Source organism: Nocardioides segetis, from assembly GCF_051390595.1.
Lineage (GTDB): Bacteria > Actinomycetota > Actinomycetes > Propionibacteriales > Nocardioidaceae > Nocardioides.
Map to the genome: position 1 here is coordinate 435,489 of NZ_JBNINR010000002.1, position 20,959 is coordinate 456,447.

The window sequence follows — 20,959 nt, forward strand, 5'->3', positions numbered from 1 at the left end:
CAGGTACGACGCCGGGGCCTGTGGATGACGCTCACCGGCTCGCGTCGACTCGCGCATGCTCGCCGGCATGGGACTCGACATCACGCGGCCCGAGGTGGTCGTGCCGGTGCGCATCGACCCCGCCGGGCGCCGCGGCCCCACCCCCGGCGAGGCCCGCGGCCGGCGGTGGCGCGGCGCCGGCCCGGGAGGCTACGTGCCGGCCGACGCTCCGCGCACGACCGAGCAGCGGATCGTGGAGGCGGTCGCGTGCCTGCCACCGGGGTCGGCGGCGACCGGCTGGGCCGCGCTGCACTGGATGGGGGCGCGCTGGTTCGGCGGGTTCGCCGCAGACGGCGCCGAGCTCCCGGTCCCCGTGGCGCTCGGCGACCGGCGCGCGGCCCGCCCGCGGCCCGGCGTGATCCTGTCCGAGGACTGGCTCTTCGCCGACGACGTCATCGCCGTCGACGGGCTTCCCGTCACCGTTCCGCTCCGCGCGGTGACCTACGCCGCCCGGACGGCGCCCGACGACATCGCCGCGGTCCGGGCGATCGACATGACGGCGTACGACGACCTGGTGGATCTCGCGTCCCTCCGCGCCTATGCGGCGCGGCTGGTCGGCCGGCGGGGCAAGCGCCGTCTCGACCGAGCCCTCGCCGTCGCAGACGAGAACGCGTGGTCGCCGATAGAGGTCGTGATGCGGCGGATCTGGCAGCTCCACCGCTGCGCGACGCTGCTGTGCAACCCGCCGATCTTCGACCGCCAGGGACGCCATCTCTTCACGCCCGACCTGTTCGACCCGGTGGCGGGCCTGGCCGGCGACTACGACGGCGACGTCCACGATGAGGGGACGCGCCGGAGTCGGGACCTGATGCGCGAGGAGCTCACCCGGCGCGCCGGAATCGAGGTGGTGACGATGATGGCGGGCCGGGGCGAGGCGGCCCGGTTCCGCTACCGGCTCGACGGAGCGCTGGCCCGGGCCGGGGATCGCCGCGGCCCGCGCCTCTGGACGCTCACCCAGCCGAGCTGGTGGGTCGACACCTCGACGGTCGCCCGGCGCCGCGCGCTCACCCCGGAGCAGCGCGCGATCTGGCTCCGTCACCGTCGCACCTGACGGATCTGCTCGTCTGGGACGCAGATCAGGACAGATCCGTCAGGGGCGGCGGGCCGCCCAGGCGACCAGCTCGCGGGCCGGTCCCTCCGGCGGGTGCGGGCCGCCCTTCCACACCGCGTGCAGACGGCGGGTGAGGTCGAGCCCGGTCACGGTGACCCGGACGAGTCGGCCGGTCGCCAGGTCGTCACGCACCGCGTGCGCGCCGACGGCGGCCGGCCCCGCCCCCGCGGCGACCGCGGCCCGCACCGCCGCCGTGCTCGACAGCTCCAGGGCCGGCGTCGCGCGTGGCCGGTCGGCCAGGGCCCGCTCCAGCACGGTGCGCGTCCCCGACCCCGCCTCGCGGACGACGAGGGGCGTGGCCGCGAGCGTCTCGGCGCTCACCCGGCGGCGGGAGCGCAGGGCCCACGGGTGCTGGGGACCGACCACCACCACGAGCTCGTCGGTACCCACCAGGCGCCGCCGCAGCCCGCGGGGAGCCTCCGGACCCTCCACGAAGCCGAGGGCGACGTCCCCCGCCTCCACCAGCTCGGCGACCCGCGCGGTGTTGGTGGCCGTCATCGTGACCTCGGTCGGCTGCTGGCCACGCTGCACCTGCTGGGTCCGCAGGCCGACCAGCCAACCGGGCAGCAGGTGCTCGGCGATCGTGAGGCTGGCCGCGATGTCGAGATGACCGCGCCGGTCCGCCCGCAGCGCCGCGATGCCGGCGTCGAGCTCCTGGGCCGCGTCGAGGACGCGGTCGGCCCACTGCACGACCAGCTCGCCGGTCGGCGTGAGGTCGGAGCCCCTCCTGCTGCGGGCGACCAACGGCTCACCGACGAGCGCCTCCATGGTCCGCACCCGCGAGGAGGCGGCCTGCTGGCTGATGCCGAGCTCGGTCGCGGCGGCGCCGAGACTGCCCGTCCGGGCGACCACGACGAGCAGCTCCAGCGCGCGCAGGTCGGGGACGTGGGAACCCAGCGTCATGCGGCCGCCCCTCGGTCGCGAGCGCGAGTCCCTGGCATGCTCACAAGCCTACCTTGTGAGCACCCAACCACAATCTCGTTCTGTGACCGCCTCGGGCCGACCAGACTGACCAACATGACTCTCCGGGTAGCGATCGTGGGTGGCGGCCCGGCCGGCATCTACGCCGCCGACATCCTCACCAAGTCCGACGCCGACGTCTCCGTCGACATCCTCGAGCGCCTGCCCGCGCCCTTCGGCCTGGTCCGCTACGGCGTCGCTCCCGACCACCCCCGGATCAAGGAGATCATCAAGGCGCTGCAGCGGGTCATCGCCAAGCCCGAGGTGCGCTTCCTCGGCAACGTCGAGTACGGCGTCGACGTGAAGCTCGAGGACCTGCGCGAGTTCTACGACGCGGTCGTCATCGCCACCGGCGCCATGGCCGACCGCGACCTCGGCATCCCCGGGGAGGAGCACTCGCTCGGCGCGGCCGACTTCGTCTCCTGGTACGACGCGCACCCCGACGTCCCGCAGGAGTGGCCGCTCGACGCCACGAGCGTGGCCGTCCTCGGCGTCGGCAATGTCGCCCTGGACGTGGCGCGGGTGCTCGCCAAGACGGGCGACGAGATGCTCGTGACCGACATCCCGCCCCACGTCCACGCGGGCCTGAAGGCCAAGACCGTCACCGACGTGCACGTCTTCGCCCGCCGCGGCCCGGCGTACGCCAAGTTCTCCCCGCTCGAGCTGCGCGAGCTCAACCACTCGCCCAACGTCGAGGTGATCGTGCACCCCGAGGGCTTCGACGTCGACGAGCACGGGATGGCGCACATCGCCGAGCACAAGGCACAGAAGATGGTGCTCAACACCCTCACCAGCTGGGTCGGGGCGGACCCGGTCGGCAAGCCGCACCGGATCCACCTGCACTTCGCCGAGGCGCCCGCCGAGATCGTCGCCGACGCCGCCGGGCGGGTGACGACCCTGCGCACCGAGCGCACCCACTCCCCGAACGCCGACGGCCGGGTCGAGGGCACCGGCGAGTTCACCGACTGGGAGGTGCAGCAGGTCTACCGCGCCATCGGCTACCGCAGCAGCGCGCTGCCCGGCCTGCCCTTCGACGACCGCGCCGCGGTCATCCCCAACGAAGGCGGCCGGGTCCTCGACCTGGAGGGCACGCCGATCCCCGGCACCTACGTCACCGGCTGGATCAAGCGCGGCCCGGTCGGCCTCATCGGCCACACGAAGAGCGACGCCGCCGAGACGGTGGGCCACCTGCTGGCCGACACGCGCCGCACCGCCACCGCGCGCCGTCCCGAGGACGTCGACGCGTACTTCGCGGAGCGGGAGGTGGACGTCGTCACCCACACCGACTGGGAGCGCCTCGACGCCCACGAGATCGCGCTCGGCGAGGCCGAGGGCCGCGTCCGCGTGAAGGTCGCGACCCGCGCGGAGATGGTGGCCGCCGGCCGCTCCTGACCCGGACGTGGTCCACGCGTAGGTTGGTCGGGTGAGCCGACCGACCATCCTCCGTGTGCCCCCGATCAGCCCGCAGCTCCACGACGCCGTCGGCGAGAGGTACGACGCCCTCGACCTGCCCGACGAGGGACGCGATCGGTTCCTGGCCGAGCACGGCGCCGACGTCGTGGGGATCGTGTGCAGCAACGTCGGCAGCGTGGACGCCGACCTGATCGCCTCGCTCCCCCGCCTCGGCGTGATCGCCAACCATGGCGTCGGCTACGACAACATCGACGTCCCCGCGGCGCTGGAGCGCGGCATCGCGGTCAGCAACACGCCCGACGTGCTCGACGACGCCGTCGCCGAGACCGCCCTGGCCCTGCTGCTCGCCGTACGACGCCAGGTGGTCGCCGCCGATCGCTTCGTCCGCGAGGGGAGGTGGCTGGAGGGCGGCTTCCCGCTCACCGGCCAGGTCGCCGGCAGCCGCGTGGGCATCCTCGGGCTGGGGCGGATCGGGCGGGCCCTCGCCACCCGGCTGGAGGCCTGCGGCTGCACGGTGAGCTACCACAACCGCCACCGGCTCCCCGATGTCCCGTACTCCTATGCCGCCTCGCCCGTCGAGCTGGCGGCGGGCGTCGACAGCCTCGTCGTGGTCGTGCCGGGAGGAGCGGGCACGGCCGCCCTGGTCGACGGCGCGGTGCTCGACGCGCTCGGGCCCGACGGCGTGCTGGTCAACATCGCCCGCGGCTCGGTCGTCGACGAGGCCGCCCTCGTCGCCGCGCTCCAGGAGGGCCGCCTGGGCGGTGCCGGTCTCGACGTCTACGCCGACGAGCCGCGCGTGCCCGCCGAGCTGACGGCCCTCGACACGGTGGTCCTGCTCCCCCACGTCGGCTCCGGCACGCACGTGACCCGGGCCGCCATGCGCCGGCTCACGCTCGACAACCTCGCCTCCTGGCTGGCCGACGGCACCCTGCGCACGCCGATCCCCGAGCTGGCCACGAGGGACGGGGACGCCTGATGGACCTCGGCCTCGCCGGCGCCGCGGCGCTGGTCACGGGCGGCAACCGCGGTATCGGCCGCGCCACGGCGGCGGCACTGGTCCGCGAGGGCGCCCGCGTGGTCCTGCTCGCCCGCGACGCCGCCAGCCTCGCCGCCACCGCCGCCGAGATCGGCGCGGCGGGGCACGTCGTGGCCGACACGACCGACGACGTGGCCGTGGTAGGCGCCGTGGACGAGGCGGCCCGGCTGCTCGGCGGGCTCGACGTCCTGGTCAACTGCGCCGCGCCCCGCGCCGACCGGTCGGCGCCCTCCGGCCTGGCCGGCCTCGACGACGCCGACTTCCTGCGCCATCTCGACACCAAGGCGCTGGGCTATCTGAGGACCGCCCGCGCGGCGGTGCCGTACCTCCGGCAGCGGGGCGGCGCCATCGTCAACATCAGTGGCATGAACGCCCGCTCCACCGGCAACATCGCGGGCTCGGTGCGCAATATCGCGGTCGTCGCGCTCAGCAAGAACCTCGCCGACGAGCTCGGCCCCGCCGGCATCGCGGTGAGCTGCATCCATCCCGGCCTCACCGTCACCGAGCGCACCGAGGGCGACGCGGACTACGCCGCGACGGCGGCCCGCAACTCCCTCGGCCGCCCGGTCACCGCCGCGGAGGTCGCCGACGTCGTCGCCTTCCTGGCGTCGCCGCGCGGCCGGGTGGCCAACGGAGCCGTGGTGACCGCCGACGGCGGTCGCCCCGGAGGCGTCTGGACCTGACGGCTCCCCTCAGTAACTGAAGGACGTCGCGCCCTCGTCGCCGATCCACTGCCACATCGGGATGGTCCCGCCGAGCTCGGCGCCGGCGACCAGGTCCTCGGGGTCGAGCGCCTTGGCGTTGAAGCAGATCGGGCAGACCAGGTAGGTCCCGCCGGCGGCCTCGTAGCGCGCCAGCAGCTCAGGGAGCGACGGGCAGCCCTCGCAGGCGGTCCCCACCGCGACGCCGGGCACCGCGAGCCGGACCGCCTCCTTGGTCAGGAACATCAGCGTCGGGCGTCCCTGCTCGGCCGCGCCGAGCGCGACCAGGAACGCCACCGTCACCCGCTCCGGGTCCTCAAGACCGGTGGTCAGGCTGACCACTGCCTTGTTCGACATCATCGTCTCCTCTCGTCGGGAGTCCGACGCTAGGCAGCCTCGGCGCCGCCGGCATCGGCGCTGACGCGCAGTCGTCGGGCCGGTCGGGGACGGCGCTGGCGGCCGGCGCGTAGCGGCTCCGGCGCGCTGTGCCGAGGCCCGAGGTCAGGCGAGGTCAGGCGAGGACCCGCGCGACGGCGGCCGCACGCGCCGTGCGCCCGGTCAGCCCGAGCTTGAGGTAGACGTTCTGGAAGTGTCGCTCGACGGTGCGCACGCTCAGCGTCAACCGGCCGGCGATGGCGGCGTTGTCGAGGCCCTCGGCGGCCAGGAGCAGGATCTCGCGCTCGCGGGACGACAGGTGGTCGACCGGGACGACGACCCGGTCGGCTCCCAGGAACGCGGCGACCTCGGCGCGGAACACCGGCCAGGCCGGCTCGTCCGCCAGCAGCACGTGGTTGCGCGAGTCGAGCATGACCAGCCGGGCGTCGGGGATCGCGGCGGCGAGACGGGGACCCCACCCGGGGGCGACCCGGTCGCCCTCGGCGTGGAGCACCAGCGTCGGGGCGGGGATCTGGGGCAGCAGCGGGCGGACGTCGACCGCGTGGCGGGCGATCCGGCTGCACACGGCGTTCTCGGTGTTGGTCGAGGTCCGCTGCAGCTCGTCCATCCAGGCCATCTGCTCCTCGGTGGCGTCGGGGATGAACGCGTTGGTGAAGACCCGCCGGAAGATCGGATCGGGCCGCGCCCAACCGGCGCGGATCATCGCCCGGAACGCCTCCTCGGCCGCCTCGTCCTCCTGCTGGATCCCGCCGCCGGCCATGCCGCCGTAGAGCACCAGGCGGGTCACCCGCTCGGGGTGGGCGTGCGCGTAGGCGACCGCCACCGGCGCCCCGCCGGACATCCCGAGCACCGCGAAGCGCCCCAGCCCGGCAGCCTCCACCAGCGTCTCCAGGTCGGCCAGTCGCCGCTCCAGGGAGAAGTCGGCGACCTCCCACTCCGAGAGGCCGAATCCCCGCTCGTCGTACCGGAGCACGGTCGCGATCTCGCCGAGGTCGTCGAGGAAGTGCCGCCACACCGGGCTCTGCCAGTCGTGCTGCAGGTGGCTGAGCCAGCACGACACGATGAGCAGCGGCGGGCCGGAGCCGTGGCGCGCCCACGCGAGCCGCACCCCGTCGTCCGTGCGGCAGAAGCGCACCTGCTGGGTCACGGCGCCCGCCACAACCGCAGCGTACGCCTCATCGGCCCGCAGTACCCGAGCCCGCTCTCGTCGTGCGGATCAGCCGAGGAGGTCGAGCAGGGCGCCGGCCCGGGGCTCGGACTACTCGACGAACCGACCCCCCGATTCTTGGCCGGGACGACAGCCCGGAACGGGGCCTGGTTCCCGATGCTGGGCGGCATGCACCAGCAGGCACCCGGCCGCGCGCTCCCGGCTCTCGACGCGATGGTCGCCGACATCGGGACGCTCGTGGCGTGCGAGTCGCCGTCGGAGGACCGGGCGGCCGTCGCGCGCAGCGCCGAGGTCGTCGCCGGGCTCGGCGCCCGGCTGCTGGGCGCCGAGCCGGAGCGCATCGTCCTCGACGGCTGGACACACCTGCGCTGGCGCTTCGGCTCCGGGCGGCGCGTGCTCCTGCTCGGCCACCATGACACGGTGTGGCCGGTGGGCTCGCTGGCGACCCACCCCTTCGGGGTCGCTGACGGCGTGCTGCGCGGACCGGGCTGCTTCGACATGAAGGCCGGCATCGTGATGGCGCTGCACGCACTCGCCACACTCGACGACCGCGACGGCGTGACCCTGCTCGTCACCGGCGACGAGGAGATCGGCTCCCCGTCCTCCCGGGCGCTGATCGAGCAGGAGGCCCGCGGCTGCGCCGGTGCGCTGGTGCTGGAGGCGGCGGGTCCCGGCGGAGCCCTGAAGACCGAGCGCAAGGGCGTCTCGCGCTACGACGTGCTCGTCACCGGTCGCGCGGCGCACGCCGGCCTGGAGCCGGAGCGCGGGGTCAACGCCACCATCGAGGTGGCCCATCAGGTGCACGCGGTCGCCGCCCTCGCCGCCCCGGAGCGGGGTACGACGGTCACCCCGACCCGTCTCGACGCGGGCACCACGATCAACACCGTCCCTGCCGCGGCTGGCTTCGGCGTCGACGTGCGGGTCCGGGACGAGGGCGAGCAGGAGCGCGTCCACGCCGCGATGCTCGGCCTGCGGCCGGTGCTCCCCGGCGCCGACGTCGAGGTGGTCGGCGGCCCGAACCGGCCACCGCTGACGCCGGGCGCGACGCACGCGCTCTACGCACGCGCCGAGCATCTGGCCGGCGACCTGGGTCTCGGGCGGGTCACCTCGGTCTCCGTCGGCGGCGCGTCGGACGGCAACTACACCGCCGGGGTCGGCACCCCGACCCTCGACGGACTCGGCGCGGTCGGAGGCGGCGCGCACGCCGACGACGAGCACGTGCTGGTCGCCGAGCTGTCCGGTCGCACCCGGCTGCTGACCGCGCTGATCGCCGACCTGCTGGCCGGTGCCGCCACGGACGGGGCACGCGCATGACGGGCACCGCCGGCCCCGACGCCCGACCCGACGCCCGACCCGACGCCCGTCCCGACGCCCGTCCCGACGGGCCGGCCCTCGCGACCCCTGCCTGGACAGCGGCCGGTCGAGCCGCCGCGAGCGCGGGCGTCACCATCCGCGCGCTCGACGACATCGCCGACCTCGAGGGGGTCCGCCGGCTCTACGAGCGGATCTGGCGCACCGGCGCGAGCAATCCCCCGGTGACCGCCGACCTGCTCCGCGCGATGGCGAAGGCGGGCAGCTACGTCAGCGGCGCCTTCGACGGAGGCGAGCTGGTCGGCGCCTGCTTCGGCTTCTTCTCCGCCCCGACCCGCGATGCGCTGCACAGCCACATCGCCGGTGTCGCCGCACGGATGGCCGGGCGCCATGTCGGACTCGCCCTCAAGCTGCACCAGCGCGCGTGGACGCTCGACGAGGGTGCCGGCGCGATCACCTGGACCTACGACCCGCTGATCCGCCGCAACGCCTGGTTCAACCTCGGCAAGCTGGCCGCCGACGTGACCGAGTACCTCCCCGACTTCTACGGGCCGATGGACGACGACATCAACCGCACCGGTCCCACCGACCGGGTGCTCGTCCGGTGGCCGCTGACGGCCCCCGACGTCGTCGCGGCCTGCTCCGGGACGCCGCGCGCGACCGACGTGGCGCGGCTGCGCGCGGACGGCGCGGTCGTCGCGCTGGAGGCCTCGGCCGCCGGCGGACCTCTCGTGCGGCCGGCGTACGGGCGGGTCGTGCTGGTCGGCGTACCCGACGACGTGGAGGCACTGCGCGAGCAGGACCCCGCGTGTGCCGTCGCGTGGCGCGCGGCGCTGCGCGAGGTGCTCGGCGGGCTGGTCGCCGGCGGGGCGCGGGTGACGGGATTCGACCGATCGGGCTGGTACGTCGTGGAGAGGCAGGAAGCGCAGTGAAGCTCACCGGAGTGGAGATCCGGACCATCGAGGTGCCGCTGGTGGCGCCGTTCCGGACGTCCTTCGGGACCGAGACCGTACGCCGGGCCGTGCTGGTCCGCGCCGTCACCGACGACAGCGAGGGCTGGGGCGAGTGCGGCGCCGGGACCGGTCCGTTCTACTCCGCGGAGTACGCCGATGCCGCGACCGACGTGCTCGAGCGGTTCCTGGTGCCGATGGTCGCCGCCGTCGACGACCTCGACGCCCACCGGGTCGCGCCCGCCCTCGAGTCGGTCCGCGGGCACCGGATGGCGAAGGCCGCGTTGGAGACCGCGGTCCTCGACGCCGACCTGCGCGCCCGGGGCATCTCCTTCGGCTACGCGCTCGGCGCGATCCGCGACTCGGTGGCCTGCGGGGTGTCGGTGGGCATCACCGCGTCGATCCCGGCACTGCTCGACGCGGTCGCGGGATACCTCGCCGACGGCTACCTGCGGATCAAGCTCAAGATCGAGCCCGGGTGGGACGTCGAGCCGGTGCGCGCCGTGCGTGAGCGCTTCGGCGACATCCTGCTCCAGGTCGACGCCAACACGGCCTACCGCCGTAGCGACGCCCGCCATCTCGCGCAGCTGGACCCCTTCGACCTGCTGCTGCTCGAGCAGCCGCTGCCCGAGGACGACCTGCTCGGCCACGCGGAGCTCGCCGGCGTCGTCCAGACGCCGATCTGCCTCGACGAGTCGATCGTCTCGGCGGCGACGGCGGCCGACGCGATCGCGCTCGGCGCGTGCAGCATCGTCAACATCAAGCCCGGCCGGGTCGGCGGCTACCTGGAGGCGCGCCGGATCCACGACGTCTGCGCGGCGAACGGCATCCCGGTCTGGTGCGGCGGGATGCTGGAGACCGGTCTCGGCCGGGCCGCGAACCTCGCGCTCGCGGCCCTCCCGGGCTTCACCCTCCCCGGCGACACCTCCGCCTCGGAGCGCTACTACCGCACCGACCTCACCGAGCCGTTCGTGCTCGACGCGGGCCACCTGACCGTGCCGACCGGGCCGGGACTGGGCGTGAGTCCCCTGCCCGACGTCCTCGACGAGGTGACCGTCGAGCGACGCTGGCTGCCGGTCTGACCCACCTGTCGGTCCCCACCAACGTCTGGCACGATTTCGTCGTGCACGACGAACGAAGCCCCCGGGGCCCCCGGCTAGCGTCGGGCGGGTGACCGTGGCCGACCTTCCCCGCGCCGGGCTCGCGCGTGTCGTCGAGGAGCTCGGCAGCACGCTGCTCGACGTCGTCTGCGGCGAGGTGCAGCGGCCCGAGGAGATCGGCGGCGTGGTCATCCACGATCCGCTGGACGAGCCCGAACTGCCCGAGCACGCCCTCGTGCTGGGCGTCGGTCTGCACGAGCCCGACGAGATCGCGGCCGCCGCCGCGCGCCTCGGGGCGCAGGGCGCGATCGGCCTGGTCGTGCGGGCTCCGGTGGAGGTCACCGAGGAGCTCGCCGCCGCGGCGCGTCGCGCCGGCGTGACCGTGCTGGCGCTCGCGCGCGGCGCGGCCTGGACGCACCTGGCCGGCATGATCCGCACCCTGACCAGTGCCGGGCCGCAGCTCGACCCCGAGCCGCTCGGCCGGACCGGCGCGGGCCTGCGCCAGGTGGTCGGCTACCAGTCCGGTCTCGACGACCTCTTCGCCGTCGCCAACGCGATCGCCGCGCTGGTCGACGCTCCCGTCACGATCGAGGACCGCAGCTCGCGGCTGCTCGCGTTCTCCAGCCGCCAGGAGGAAGCCGACACCTGGCGCGTCCAGACGATCCTGCGCCGCCAGGTGCCCGAGCACTACACCCGGCAGCTCGAGGAGGAGGGCGTCTTCCAGGAGATCTACCGCAGCACCCGTCCGGTCTGGGTGCCGCCCTTGTCCGACGACGAGCCGGCGGGCAGCGGCCGGGCCGCGATCGCCGTGCGCGCCGGCGACGAGATCCTCGGCACGATCTGGGCCGTCGTCAACGAGCCGCTCGACGAGACGCGTGGCCAGGCCCTCTACGACGCCTCGAAGCTGGTCGCGATGCACATGGTGTGGGCCCGGGCCGACGCCGACGTCGAGCGCCGGCTGCGCGCCGACCTGCTCAGCACCGCGCTGGAGAGCGGCCCGCGCACCCTGGAGACGCTGCGCCGCCTCGGCCTCAAGGACGAGCCGGCGGTCGTCCTCGCCCTGACCGTCGTCGGCGCCGGCTCCGAGCATCCGCTGCCCGCGCAGCTGGCGGTGGAGCGCAAGCGGGTCGCCGACGCGTTCGCCCTGCACCTCACCGCCGTCCACCCGCGCAGCGCCGCCGGCCTCGTCGGCGACGTCGCCTACGGGATCCTCCCGGTTGCGCGCGGGCGCAAGGACAGCGAGGAGCGCGCCGCCGAGATCGCCGCCGACTTCCTCTCCCGCGTCGACTCCCGCCTCCGCCCCCTCGTCGGTGTCGGCCCGCTCGCCCCCGGCAGCGCCTCCCTCCAGCGCTCCCGCACCGGCGCCGACCGCGCGCTCCGGGTGCTGCGCTCGCGGCCGTCGACCGGACCGGCCCCGGCCCGGGCCGGGGTCTCCGCGCAGGTCGCCCGTCTCGACGACGTCCACCTCGAGGCGCTCCTGCTCGAGCTCGCCGATCGCGTCCCCCGCGGCGACATCCCCAGTGGCGCCGTCGCCCGGATCGTCGCCTACGACCAGGAGCACCAGAGCAGCCTCGTCGACACCCTGCGCGCCTGGTTGGACGCCTTCGGGGACGTCGCGGTCGCCTCGGCCGCGATGTACGTCCACGCCAACACGTTCCGCTACCGGCTGCGCCGCGCCGCCGAGGTGGGGCGTCTCGACCTCGCCGACCCGAACGCCCGGCTCGCCGCCATGCTGCAGCTGCGCCTGATGGACCTCACCGCGACGTCGGAGGACTGAGCCCCAGCTCCCGCACCAGGAATCCCAGCCACTCGACGTCCTGGGCGACGATCACCTCGGGGTCCGTGGCGGCGCCGTGGCCGGCGTCCTCGAACACGTGCAGGAGGATCGGGGCGTCGCCCCGCTGGGCCGCCTGGAGCCGGGCGACGAACTTGCGGGCGTGCCAGGGCCGGCAGCGCGGGTCGGCGGCGCCGGCCTGGACGTAGACGGCCGGGAAGACGCCGGGCCGCACCAGCTCGTACGGCGAGCGGCCGATCATCCGGCGTACGTCGGCCGGGTCGTCGGGGTCGCCCCAGGCCTTGCGGATCACGAAGTCGAGGTACGGGTCGCGCATGCCGGCGACGAGGTCGAGCAGGGGCGCCCGCGGCAGCACCGCCCGCCACAGGTCGGGGCGCGTGGTCACCGCGACGCCGCACATCAGCCCGCCGTCGGAGCCGCCGGTGAGCGCGAGCCGGTCGGTCGTCGTGCGCCCGGTGGCCAGGAGGTGCTCGGCGACGGCGACGAGGTCGTCGTCACGCACGTGCTTGGTCGCCCGGTGGGCGGCGAGGTACCAGTCGCGGCCGAGCTCGCCACCGCCGCGCAGGTACGCCTGGACGACCGTCCCGCCCGCGGCGACGAAGGCCGCGAGGTCGGGCTGGTAGGACGGCAGGGTGGGCACGTTCGCCGCGCCGTACGCCGTGATCAGGGTCGGTGCCGGGCCGGACGGCGCCGAGGTCGGCCGCACGACGTGGAACGGCACGCGTGTCCCGTCGGTCGTGGGCGCCGCGCCCTCCTCGACCACCGCGTCGAGGGTGACGGCCGGCCCGACCAGCGTCTCCAGCCCGTCGCTGCCCGGCCGGTGCCGGTGCACGCTCCACGAGGTCGTGAGCGTGGAGAAGGCGAACACGAGCTCCGCGGCGGGGGCACCCACGGCGAGCCCGGTGAGCGCGAAGAAGGGCGCGGCGACGGCGCCCCGGCCGGGCAGCGGCACCTCGCCGGTGACCGCGCCGGAGCGGTCGAGGACCCGGATCCGCGCGAAGGTCCGGTCGAGCTCGGCGAGGTAGAGGTGGTCGCCGACCGGGGTCACCGAGCGCAGCACGGTCGCCCCTTCGGGGAGGAGCTCCTCCCAGGTGCCGGCGTCGTCGGGAGTGGCGGCGTCGAGGGGGATCGCGACCAGCCGGCCCCGCGCGGCGCCGACGTCGGTGACGGCGACGTACCGGTCGCCGACGACATGCCCCGCCACCGTCCCCGGACAGGAGGTGACGAACGGACGCCATCGGCCGTCACCCGCGGCCAGGTCGCGGACCGCGATCGGGATCGGGCTCCCCACCCGGTGCGCGGCGACCAGCCAACGCCCGTCGGGCGACGGCTGGACCAGCGTGTACTCCCGCGAACCCGCGGGGACGGGCACCGGCTCGACCACCGTCCGGCCCGAGCCGAGGTCGTGGTGGAAGGTCGCCTGGACGAACTCCTCCGGCGCGCCGGTGAGGGCGAGGAACCAGAAGCCGCTGCTGTCCGCGGCCCAGGAGACGCCCCCCGCCCAGGCGCTGTGCAGCACGTGCGGTGGCGCGGGCAGCCGCACCCCGGACGCGACCTCGACCAGCCGGATCGTGTTGTGCTCGCTCCCGTCGGTGCACACCCCGACCGCCAGCACCCGCCCGTCGGGCGAGGGAGCGAGCCACGACAGCACCGCCCCCTCCTCCAGGACGACGACCGGCCGGCCCGGCGCGTACGGCTCGTCGGCCACGACGACCGCGCTGCCGACGGGCCGGAACCACCGCCCCGCCGCGGGGCGGGGCAGCACCGGACGGGCCCCGGCGTCGTACTCCTCGACGAGGGCGCGCAGGGACGCGCGGTCCTGACCGCCGAGGATCGAGCCGGTGGCGATCTCGGCCTGCCGGCGTTGCCAGGCCTGCACCTCGTCGTCCTCGGCCTCCAGCCAGCGATAGGGGTCCGGCACCCGGACGCCGGCGCGCGTGGTGACGTCGTCGCCGGTCCGCGCCGGTGGGAAGGGCGCGCCGAGCTCGCGACGGAGCCGTTCGAAGGCCCCCGGGACGCGGTGCACCTCGCCCAGGCGGAGCACGAGGTCGAAGGCGCCGTCGGCCGGCTCCGGTCCCGCGACCCCCTCCTCCAGGGCGACCTCCCAGTCGAAGGGGCGGGCGGAGCGGTCGGCGATCCGCACCGCCGGTCCCGTGGCGAAGGTCGTCCCGACGACGAGGAGGTCGTCGCCCAGCTCGTCGGCGAGCAGGCTGCCGACCGTCGGCAGACCGTCGTACGGCACCCGCTGGACATGCCCGTTGTGGGCACTCACCAGGATCCGGTGCTCACGCCCGAGGACCCAGCGCACGGTGTCGGCCATGAACGCGTCGCGGTCCTGCTCGTCGGCGAACGCGAGGAGCGAGGCGGCCAGTCGCGCGTCCACCGGGTCGCCCGTGGTGAGGCCCCGCGCGGCCAGGGCGCGCAGGTCGGCGCGCAGGCGGTCCCGCTCGGCGTCGTCGCGTGCGGCCCACCGGATCGCGGCCTCGACGCGGCCGCCGAGGTCGCTGCGCCGCGCCAGGTCGGGGTCGTCCGCGCGGGCGGGGATCCGGTCGAGCAGCTCCCGCACCGCGGGCCCCGGTGAGGTGGCTCCGCCGGCCACGTCCATGCCGTAGACCCGCAGCCCGCCGTGGGAGCGCATCCAGGCCAGCTGGCGGTGCACCTGGTCGGCATTGCCGAAGCCGTAGGAGATCGCCTCCCGGGCGACGTCCTCGACCGCCCCCGGTCCCCCGGCCACCCAACGGTCGAGCGCGAGACCCTCGGCGAACCCGGACTCCAGCACCAGCGCGGTGAAGCCGAGCTCCGCGAGCATCCGGAACAGCTCGTCCCGGAGCTCGTGGAGCTCGGCGATGTTGTGGCCGGCCTCGCCCAGCGCCACCACCCGGGCGTCACCGATCGCTGCGCGCACGCCGGCGAGGTCGACCACGGAGGTTCCTTTCGTGTCGGTCGTCAGGGTGTCACTTCGTGAGGTACCACTGCTCCGGGCTGTAGAGGTAGCTCAGCAGGGAGTGGAACGTCTCCGGCGGGCCGGACAGCGTGTCCTTCCAGACCACCAGCGTGTGCGGCGTCGGGAAGAAGAGCACCGGCAGGTCCTCGGAGATCGTGGTGATCTCCTTCGACAGCACCGCCGGGTCGGCCCCGAAGGTCGACGCCTCGATCAGGTCGTCGACCTCCTCGTTGGAGTAGGTGCCGAGGTTGAAGCTCCCTTCGGTGTTGAAGACCGTGTTGCTGCTCGGGTAGCCCGCCGCCAGGTAGAGCGGGCCGTAGTCCTGCATGGCCCACTCGTTCGTGGTGGCCGGCGCGAAGCTGTTGCCGTAGTTGGCGTACATGTAGTTCAGCGACTTCGTCACGACCTCGACCTCGATGCCGAGCTTCTTCGCCTCGGACACGAAGGCGACGTCGCGGGCACCGACGTACGCCGGGGTGTTCGCGGAGGCGAGGGTGAAGCTGATCTTCGCGCCCTGGGGGATGTCCGCGCCGCACTGGCCCTCGCCGGTGCCGGGACGCTCGCAGGTCGTGGTGCCGTCGGGCACGACCTTCCAGCCGTGGTCGGTGAGCAGCCTCTCGGCCGCCGCCGGGTCGTAGGGGTAGGGCGCGTCGTCACCGAAGTCCGGGGGGTACGGCGAGTCGGCGCCGGCGGTGCTGTAGTTCTCCGAGGCGGCGCCGTTGTAGATGCCCCGGCTCTCGACGTAGCCCTCCTGGTCGATCAGGTGCTGGAGCGCCTGGCGCACGTACGGCTGGGCGATGATCTTGTCGAAGTCGTCGACGGTGTTCTCGAAGTTGATGGTCAAGGCGTCGAAGCGGGCCGGCGCCGGCGCGCCGTAGACGTGGTACCCGTCCTTCTTCAGGGCGTCGATCTCGGTGACGTAGCTGGAGTCGAGGGTCCCGACGGTGAGCGTGCCGGCCTTGTACTGGTTGAGGACGGCCGAGGCCGAGGTGAACGCCTTGAAGTCGACCTGGTCGAGATGCTGCTCGCCCGGTCCGCTGAACCGCTCGTTGGGCACCAGCGAGAACGAGCCGGTGGTCGAGTCGAAGCTCTTCAGCCGGAACGGGCCGTTGACCACCTGCCACAGCGGGTTGGTGGCGAAGCTCGCCTGGTCCTCGGACTGCTGGGTCAGGTAGGTGTAGATCGCCTTCGCGTTCTTCGGGTCCCGGAAGTCCAGCCGCGGGCCGCCGGTCTCGGCGATGCTCCACTCCTCCGACGGCATCACGTAGAGCAGCGCGAGCATCGAGAGCAGGTAGGACTCGTTGTACGCCGTCTCGAGGTCGAGCGTGACGGTGTCCTCGGCCGTCGCCTCGGCGGTGACGCCGTCGGGGAACTGCCCCGGCGTGTAGAAGCTCCAGTTGCCGGGGCTCTTCTCGAGCGCGGCCTTGAGCAGGTCCAGGGAGAACACCACGTCGTCGGCCGTGACCTTCCGGCCGTTCGACCACTGGTAGTCCTTCAGCCTGATGGTGACCTTCGTGCGATCCGCGTCGGTCTCGGGCAGCTCCGCGAGGCTCTGCTCGGTGTCGACCACCTGCTCGCCCGTGCCACTCGGGCGGTAGAGCGCGCGCCACATCAGCCCGCGCGCGATGACGGTGCCGTTGGCCGAGGCCGGCGGGTACGGATAGATGTAGTTGGGGCTCAGGCCCGGCGTGAGCGCGACGGTGATCGTGCCCCCGTCCTGCGGCGTGCCCGTCTCGGCGGGGATGTCCTGGTACTTCTTCGCGACGTCCTTCGTCGATGCTCCCTCGCTGGAGCATCCCGAGACGAGGAGGGCGACCACCGCGACGGCGACCACGCCCAGGCGGCCGCTTCGCTGTCCACGCAGGTGCTTCATGTCTGTTCTCCGCAGTGTGGGTCGGGTTGTTCGGATGAAGATGCACCAGCCGCGCGGAGCCCGGTTCGTCCGTGCCGACGATTCCTCGTCGGCAGGTCGGTGGGCCCGGACAGCCCGGTCCGCTGGGGTTTCCGGCGGCGGTCCGGAGGGGCCCGGCACTCAGTCCGCCTTGCGCCCGATCGCGTCCCGCAGGGCGTCGGCGAGCAGGTTGAGGGCGAGCACGGTGAGCACGATGAAGCCGCCCACGGGGTAGATGAGCCACCAGTAGTCGGCCGAGATGTAGGTGACGCCGCTGGCCAGCTGGCTGCCCCAGTCGGTGGTCGGATAGCTCAGCCCGAAGCCGAGGAAGCCGAGCGCCGCGACCACGAGGACCGCGTCGGCCACCTGGAAGGTGACGTTGACGATGATCACCCCCATCGCGTTGGGGATCAGGTGGGTGAAGATGATCCGCCGGCGGGAGGCGCCCATGACCTTCGCGGCCAGCACGTACTCGCGGACCCGCAGGGTCAGCACCTCACCGCGCACCAGCCGCGCCGAGATGAGCCAGGAGAAGGCGCCGATGACGAGCGCGAGCGTCCAGGCGTTGGCGTGGAACCGCGCGGAGAGGATGAGCACGAAGAACAGGAACGGCACGGACAGGAGGACGTCGACCAGGCGCATCATGAAGCCGTCGACGATGCCACCGGCGAGACCGGCCACGGCGCCGTACACGGTGCCGAAGGTGGTGGCGAAGAGCGCCGCCAGCAGGCCGATCTGGAGCGAGACCTGGCCGCCCTCCATCAGCCGGCCGAGGACGTCGAAGCCGTTGGTGTCGGTGCCGAGCGGATGTCCCGGGCCGGGCGGCAGCGCCGCGTCGAGCAGGTTCACGTCGGTCTGCTCGGTGCGCCAGAACAGCGGCCCGAGGTAGCAGAAGGCGACGACGAGCAGGAGCAAGCCGCCGCCGGCGAGGCCGAGCGGGTGGTGCCGCATGCGGCGTACGACGGTCCGGAGGCCGGCCGGCGCCGGTGGGAGCTGCGGTGTCCCGGGAGTCGCGTCGACGGCGGTCATGAGGCCAGCTCGATCCTGCGGTCGGCCAGGGCCACCGCGATGTCGGCGATGAGGTTGCCCACGACGGTGAGCAGGCCGCCGATGAGGGTGTAGGCGAGGAGGACGGGGTAGTCCTCGCGGTGCAGGCTGTTGAGGAACAGCAGCCCGAGCCCGGAGTAGTTGAAGAGCGACTCGACGATCAGGTTGCCCGCCAACAGCAGCGGGATCATCGTGCCGACGAGGGTGATCAGCGGCAGGCAGGCGTTGCGCAGCAGGTGCCGGGTGAGGACCAGCCGCTCCGGCAGGCCCTTGGCGCGGGCGACCCGGATGTAGTCCTGGCCGAGCTGGTCCAGCGCGGACGAGCGCTGGTACTGGCTGAAGATCGCGATGCTGGTGACCGCGATCGTGACCACGGGCAGCGCCATGGACCTCGGGTCGGTGAACACCACCCACGGCGAGTGGGACTGCGAGGCCTCGGCCGGGAACAGGTCGAGCTGCTGGCTGAACACGGCGATGAGGACCAGACCGAGCAGGAACGCCGGCGTCGCGTAGAGGACGTAGGCCACGCCGGTGGCGACCCGGTCGACGACGCTGTTGCGCTTGACCGCCTGCAGGATGCCCAGGGGGACCGCGATGGCCAGGGCGAGCAGCAGCCCCGCCAGCGACAGCATCGCGCTGCGGCCGGCGTTCTGCTGGAGCAGGGTGCCGACGTCCTGGTTGAGCTTGTAGGAGCGGCCGAGGTCCCCCTGCAGCAACTGGCCGAGATAGCTGAAGTACTGCATCACGACCGGACGGTCGAAGCCGTGCTGGTGGTTGAAGTCCGCGACCGCCTCGGGGCTCGCGCGCTGCCCGAGGACCACCCGACCCGGGCTGTCCGAGACCAGGTGCAGCAGGAAGAACACGACGGCGGAGATGCCGAGCAGCACCACGGCGGAGACGGCGAGCCTCTTGGCGACGTACCAGGCCATGTCAGGCGACTCCTGTCTGCGGGACCTTCGGCTGCAACGGGAAGTGGCAGGCCACCTGGTGGGTGCCCGAGACGTCCTCGAGCACCGGCTCGACCTCGGCACACAGCTCGGTGGCGAGCGGGCAGCGGGTCCGGAACCGGCAGCCGCTCGGCGGGTCGAGCGGGCTGGGCAGCTCACCGCGCACCCGGTCGGCCCGGCCCGACGGTGCCGACGGCGCGGTCGGTGCGCCCGGCACCGGCTCCGGTACGGCGGCCAGCAGGCCGGCCGTGTAGGGATGCGCCGGTGCGGCGTACACCTCCTCGGCGGCGCCGGTCTCGACGAGCTTGCCGAGGTACATCACGCCGACCCGGTCGGCGAGATAGCGGACCACGGCGAGATCGTGGGAGATCACGACGCTGCTCAGCCCGCGCTCACGCTGGATCCGGCGCATCAGGTTGAGGACCTGGGAGCGGATGGAGACGTCGAGGGCACTGACCGGCTCGTCGGCGACGAGCACGGTCGGGTCGAGGGCCAGTGCCCGCGCGAGCGCGACCCGCTGGCGCTGGCCGCCGGAGAGCTCGTGGGGGAAGCGCTCGAGGACGGCCGCGGGCAGGCCGACGTCGGCGAGCAGGTCCCGGGCGGTCGCGGTCCGCTCGGCCCGGGTGCCGATCCCCTGGATGGCCAGCGGCTCGCGGAGGACCGCCCCGATCCGCATCCGCGGGTCGAGGGCGGCGCTCGAGTCCTGGAACATCATCTGCAGCCGGGCCCGGTGCGCGCCGAGCTCGCGCCGGCCCATCGTGGTGACCGAGCGGCCCTCGAAGACCACCTCGCCCGACGTCGGGGCGTCCAGGGCGACGAGCATCCGGCCCAGCGAGGACTTCCCGCAGCCGGACTCCCCCACCAGGCCGAAGGTCTCCCCGGGCGCCACCTCGAAGCTGACCCCGGACACCGCCTTGACCGTGCGCCTCGCTCCGAGCCAGCCGGCGTGGCCGGCGGGGTACTCCCGGTGCAGGTCCACGACCTGCAGCCGCGGCGCCTCCGTCGCCGGGCGCGCGGTCGCCGGGACCGGGCCCGGGAGATGCTCGACGGGCTCGGCGCGCTGGGTGGGCTCGACGTGCTCGACGGGGCCGGAGGCCGGGTGCCAGCAGGCGAAGGCATGCGCTCCCTCGGCGACGACGGGCGGCAGCTCGGTCCGGCACCGGTCCGTCGCGGCCGCGCAGCGGGCAGCGAAGCCGCAGCCGACCGGGGCGGCCGAGAGGTCCGGCGGCGCGCCGCCGATGCTGAAGAGCTCCTGGCCGCGGTCGTGCGTGAGCGAGGGGATCGAGGCGAGCAGTGCCTGCGTGTAGCGGTGCCGGGTGCGCTCGAAGAGATCGGCCGTCGGTCCGGTCTCGGCCAGCCGGCCGGCGTACATGACGCCGACCCGGTCGGTGTGCCGGGCGATCACGCCCATGTCGTGGGTCACCAGGATCATCGCCATCCCGAGCCGGGCGCGCAGGTCGTCGAGCAGTTCGAGGATCTCAGCCTGGATCGTGACGTCGAGGGCGGTGGTCGGCTCGTCGGCGATGATCACGGTGGGCTCGCAGACCAGCGCCATGGCGATCATCACCCGCTGCCGCATGCCCCCGGAGAGCTGGTGCGGGTGGTCGTCCAACCGCTCGGCGGGGCGGGGGATGCCGACCAGCGCGAGCATCTCCTCCGCGCGCTGCCGGGCGGCGCGTCGCGACAGGCCCTGGTGCAGCCGGGCGGGCTCGGCCACCTGGTCGCCGATGCGGCGGGTCGGGTTGAGCGAGGTGAGCGAGTCCTGGAAGACCATGGCGATCTCGTTGCCGCGGATGCCGCGGTAGCGCGGCGCGGGCAGCCCGACGAGCTCGGTGCCTCCGAAGTCGATCGACCCGGCGGTCACCCGCCCGCCGGAGGGCAGCATGCCCATGATCGCCAGCCCGGTCATCGACTTGCCGGAGCCGGTCTCGCCGACGATGCCGAGCGTCTCGCCGCGGTGGAGGTCGAGGCTCACGCCCGAGACGGGCCGGACCACGCGGTCACCGCGGCGGATCTCCACCGACAGGTCGCGCACGGCGAGCACCCGGTCGCGGGCGGCGTGCGCGGAGGCCGGTGTGGGTGCGGGCGCGGTGCTCACGACGGTGCCTTCTGCTGTGCTCTCCGGTGCCACGTCACGATGGTGCGACGCG

At 74.0% G+C, this 20,959-nt stretch carries 16 protein-coding genes; 8 read left to right on the forward strand and 8 right to left on the reverse strand.

Features of this window, described 5'->3' with window-relative positions; genetic code table 11:
* The first annotated feature begins 67 nt into the window (after window positions 1–67).
* Window positions 68–1,090 carry a hypothetical protein gene (locus tag ACPZVR_RS05785; protein WP_436698619.1) on the forward strand — a complete coding sequence of 341 codons (1,023 nt, stop codon included), beginning with the start codon at window positions 68–70 and terminating at the stop codon, window positions 1,088–1,090.
* Window positions 1,091–1,129: 39 nt separating this feature from the next.
* On the opposite strand, the gene ACPZVR_RS05790 is transcribed toward ACPZVR_RS05785, so the two are convergent.
* The gene (locus ACPZVR_RS05790; RefSeq protein ID WP_436698620.1) at window positions 1,130–2,053 is read right to left on the reverse strand and encodes a LysR family transcriptional regulator; all 924 of its coding nucleotides are present in this window, start codon (window positions 2,051–2,053) and stop codon (window positions 1,130–1,132) included.
* A gap of 114 nt (window positions 2,054–2,167) precedes the next feature.
* Here ACPZVR_RS05790 and ACPZVR_RS05795 point away from each other — a divergent pair, with 114 nt between their 5' ends.
* The 3 genes from ACPZVR_RS05795 to ACPZVR_RS05805 are packed head-to-tail and all read left to right on the forward strand — an operon-like array spanning window position 2,168 to window position 5,242.
* Window positions 2,168–3,502 carry an FAD-dependent oxidoreductase gene (locus ACPZVR_RS05795; RefSeq protein ID WP_436698621.1) on the forward strand — a complete coding sequence of 445 codons (1,335 nt, stop codon included), beginning with the start codon at window positions 2,168–2,170 and terminating at the stop codon, window positions 3,500–3,502.
* A 31-nt stretch (window positions 3,503–3,533) separates the two neighbouring features.
* On the forward strand, window positions 3,534–4,499 hold the full coding sequence (locus ACPZVR_RS05800) for a 2-hydroxyacid dehydrogenase (RefSeq protein ID WP_436698622.1): 966 nt from the start codon (window positions 3,534–3,536) through the stop codon (window positions 4,497–4,499).
* Window positions 4,499–5,242, forward strand: a complete 744-nt coding sequence (locus ACPZVR_RS05805) for an SDR family NAD(P)-dependent oxidoreductase (protein WP_436698623.1) — start codon at window positions 4,499–4,501, stop codon at window positions 5,240–5,242. Before ACPZVR_RS05800 ends, ACPZVR_RS05805 begins: the two co-directional genes overlap by 1 nt.
* Window positions 5,243–5,251: 9 nt before the next feature.
* Here the strand turns inward: ACPZVR_RS05805 and ACPZVR_RS05810 are convergent, their stop codons facing one another.
* Complete coding sequence (locus ACPZVR_RS05810; protein ID WP_436698624.1) at window positions 5,252–5,617, reverse strand: DsrE family protein; 366 nt, start codon at window positions 5,615–5,617, stop codon at window positions 5,252–5,254.
* Between the two features lie 154 nt (window positions 5,618–5,771).
* Entirely contained in the window at window positions 5,772–6,815 is a 1,044-nt protein-coding gene (locus tag ACPZVR_RS05815; protein WP_436698625.1) for an alpha/beta fold hydrolase, read from the reverse strand.
* A 177-nt stretch (window positions 6,816–6,992) separates the two neighbouring features.
* Here ACPZVR_RS05815 and ACPZVR_RS05820 point away from each other — a divergent pair, with 177 nt between their 5' ends.
* From ACPZVR_RS05820 to ACPZVR_RS05835, 4 genes are all read left to right on the forward strand, one after another.
* Entirely contained in the window at window positions 6,993–8,138 is a 1,146-nt protein-coding gene (locus ACPZVR_RS05820) for a M20 family metallopeptidase (protein ID WP_436698626.1), read from the forward strand.
* Window positions 8,135–9,067, forward strand: a complete 933-nt coding sequence (locus tag ACPZVR_RS05825) for a GNAT family N-acetyltransferase (protein WP_436698627.1) — start codon at window positions 8,135–8,137, stop codon at window positions 9,065–9,067. Before ACPZVR_RS05820 ends, ACPZVR_RS05825 begins: the two co-directional genes overlap by 4 nt.
* Window positions 9,064–10,167 carry an o-succinylbenzoate synthase gene (gene menC / locus ACPZVR_RS05830; RefSeq protein WP_436698628.1) on the forward strand — a complete coding sequence of 368 codons (1,104 nt, stop codon included), beginning with the start codon at window positions 9,064–9,066 and terminating at the stop codon, window positions 10,165–10,167. The genes ACPZVR_RS05825 and menC overlap by 4 nt, the downstream gene beginning before the upstream one ends.
* Before the next feature lie 88 nt (window positions 10,168–10,255).
* Window positions 10,256–11,962, forward strand: a complete 1,707-nt coding sequence (locus ACPZVR_RS05835; RefSeq protein WP_436698629.1) for a PucR family transcriptional regulator — start codon at window positions 10,256–10,258, stop codon at window positions 11,960–11,962.
* On the opposite strand, the gene ACPZVR_RS05840 is transcribed toward ACPZVR_RS05835, so the two are convergent.
* From ACPZVR_RS05840 to ACPZVR_RS05860, 5 genes are all read right to left on the reverse strand, one after another.
* On the reverse strand, window positions 11,940–14,903 hold the full coding sequence (locus tag ACPZVR_RS05840; protein WP_436698630.1) for a prolyl oligopeptidase family serine peptidase: 2,964 nt from the start codon (window positions 14,901–14,903) through the stop codon (window positions 11,940–11,942). The two genes, ACPZVR_RS05835 and ACPZVR_RS05840, sit on opposite strands and share 23 nt — an antisense overlap.
* 31 nt (window positions 14,904–14,934) lie before the next feature.
* A complete protein-coding gene (locus ACPZVR_RS05845) occupies window positions 14,935–16,797 on the reverse strand; it encodes an ABC transporter substrate-binding protein (RefSeq protein WP_436698631.1) in 1,863 nt (620 codons plus the stop codon).
* A 159-nt stretch (window positions 16,798–16,956) separates the two neighbouring features.
* The gene (locus tag ACPZVR_RS05850) at window positions 16,957–17,844 is read right to left on the reverse strand and encodes an ABC transporter permease (protein WP_436698632.1); all 888 of its coding nucleotides are present in this window, start codon (window positions 17,842–17,844) and stop codon (window positions 16,957–16,959) included.
* A complete protein-coding gene (locus ACPZVR_RS05855) occupies window positions 17,841–18,791 on the reverse strand; it encodes an ABC transporter permease (protein WP_436698633.1) in 951 nt (316 codons plus the stop codon). Before ACPZVR_RS05855 ends, ACPZVR_RS05850 begins: the two co-directional genes overlap by 4 nt.
* Before the next feature lies 1 nt (window position 18,792).
* The gene (locus ACPZVR_RS05860) at window positions 18,793–20,940 is read right to left on the reverse strand and encodes a dipeptide ABC transporter ATP-binding protein (RefSeq protein WP_436698634.1); all 2,148 of its coding nucleotides are present in this window, start codon (window positions 20,938–20,940) and stop codon (window positions 18,793–18,795) included.
* Window positions 20,941–20,959: the final 19 nt, after the last annotated feature.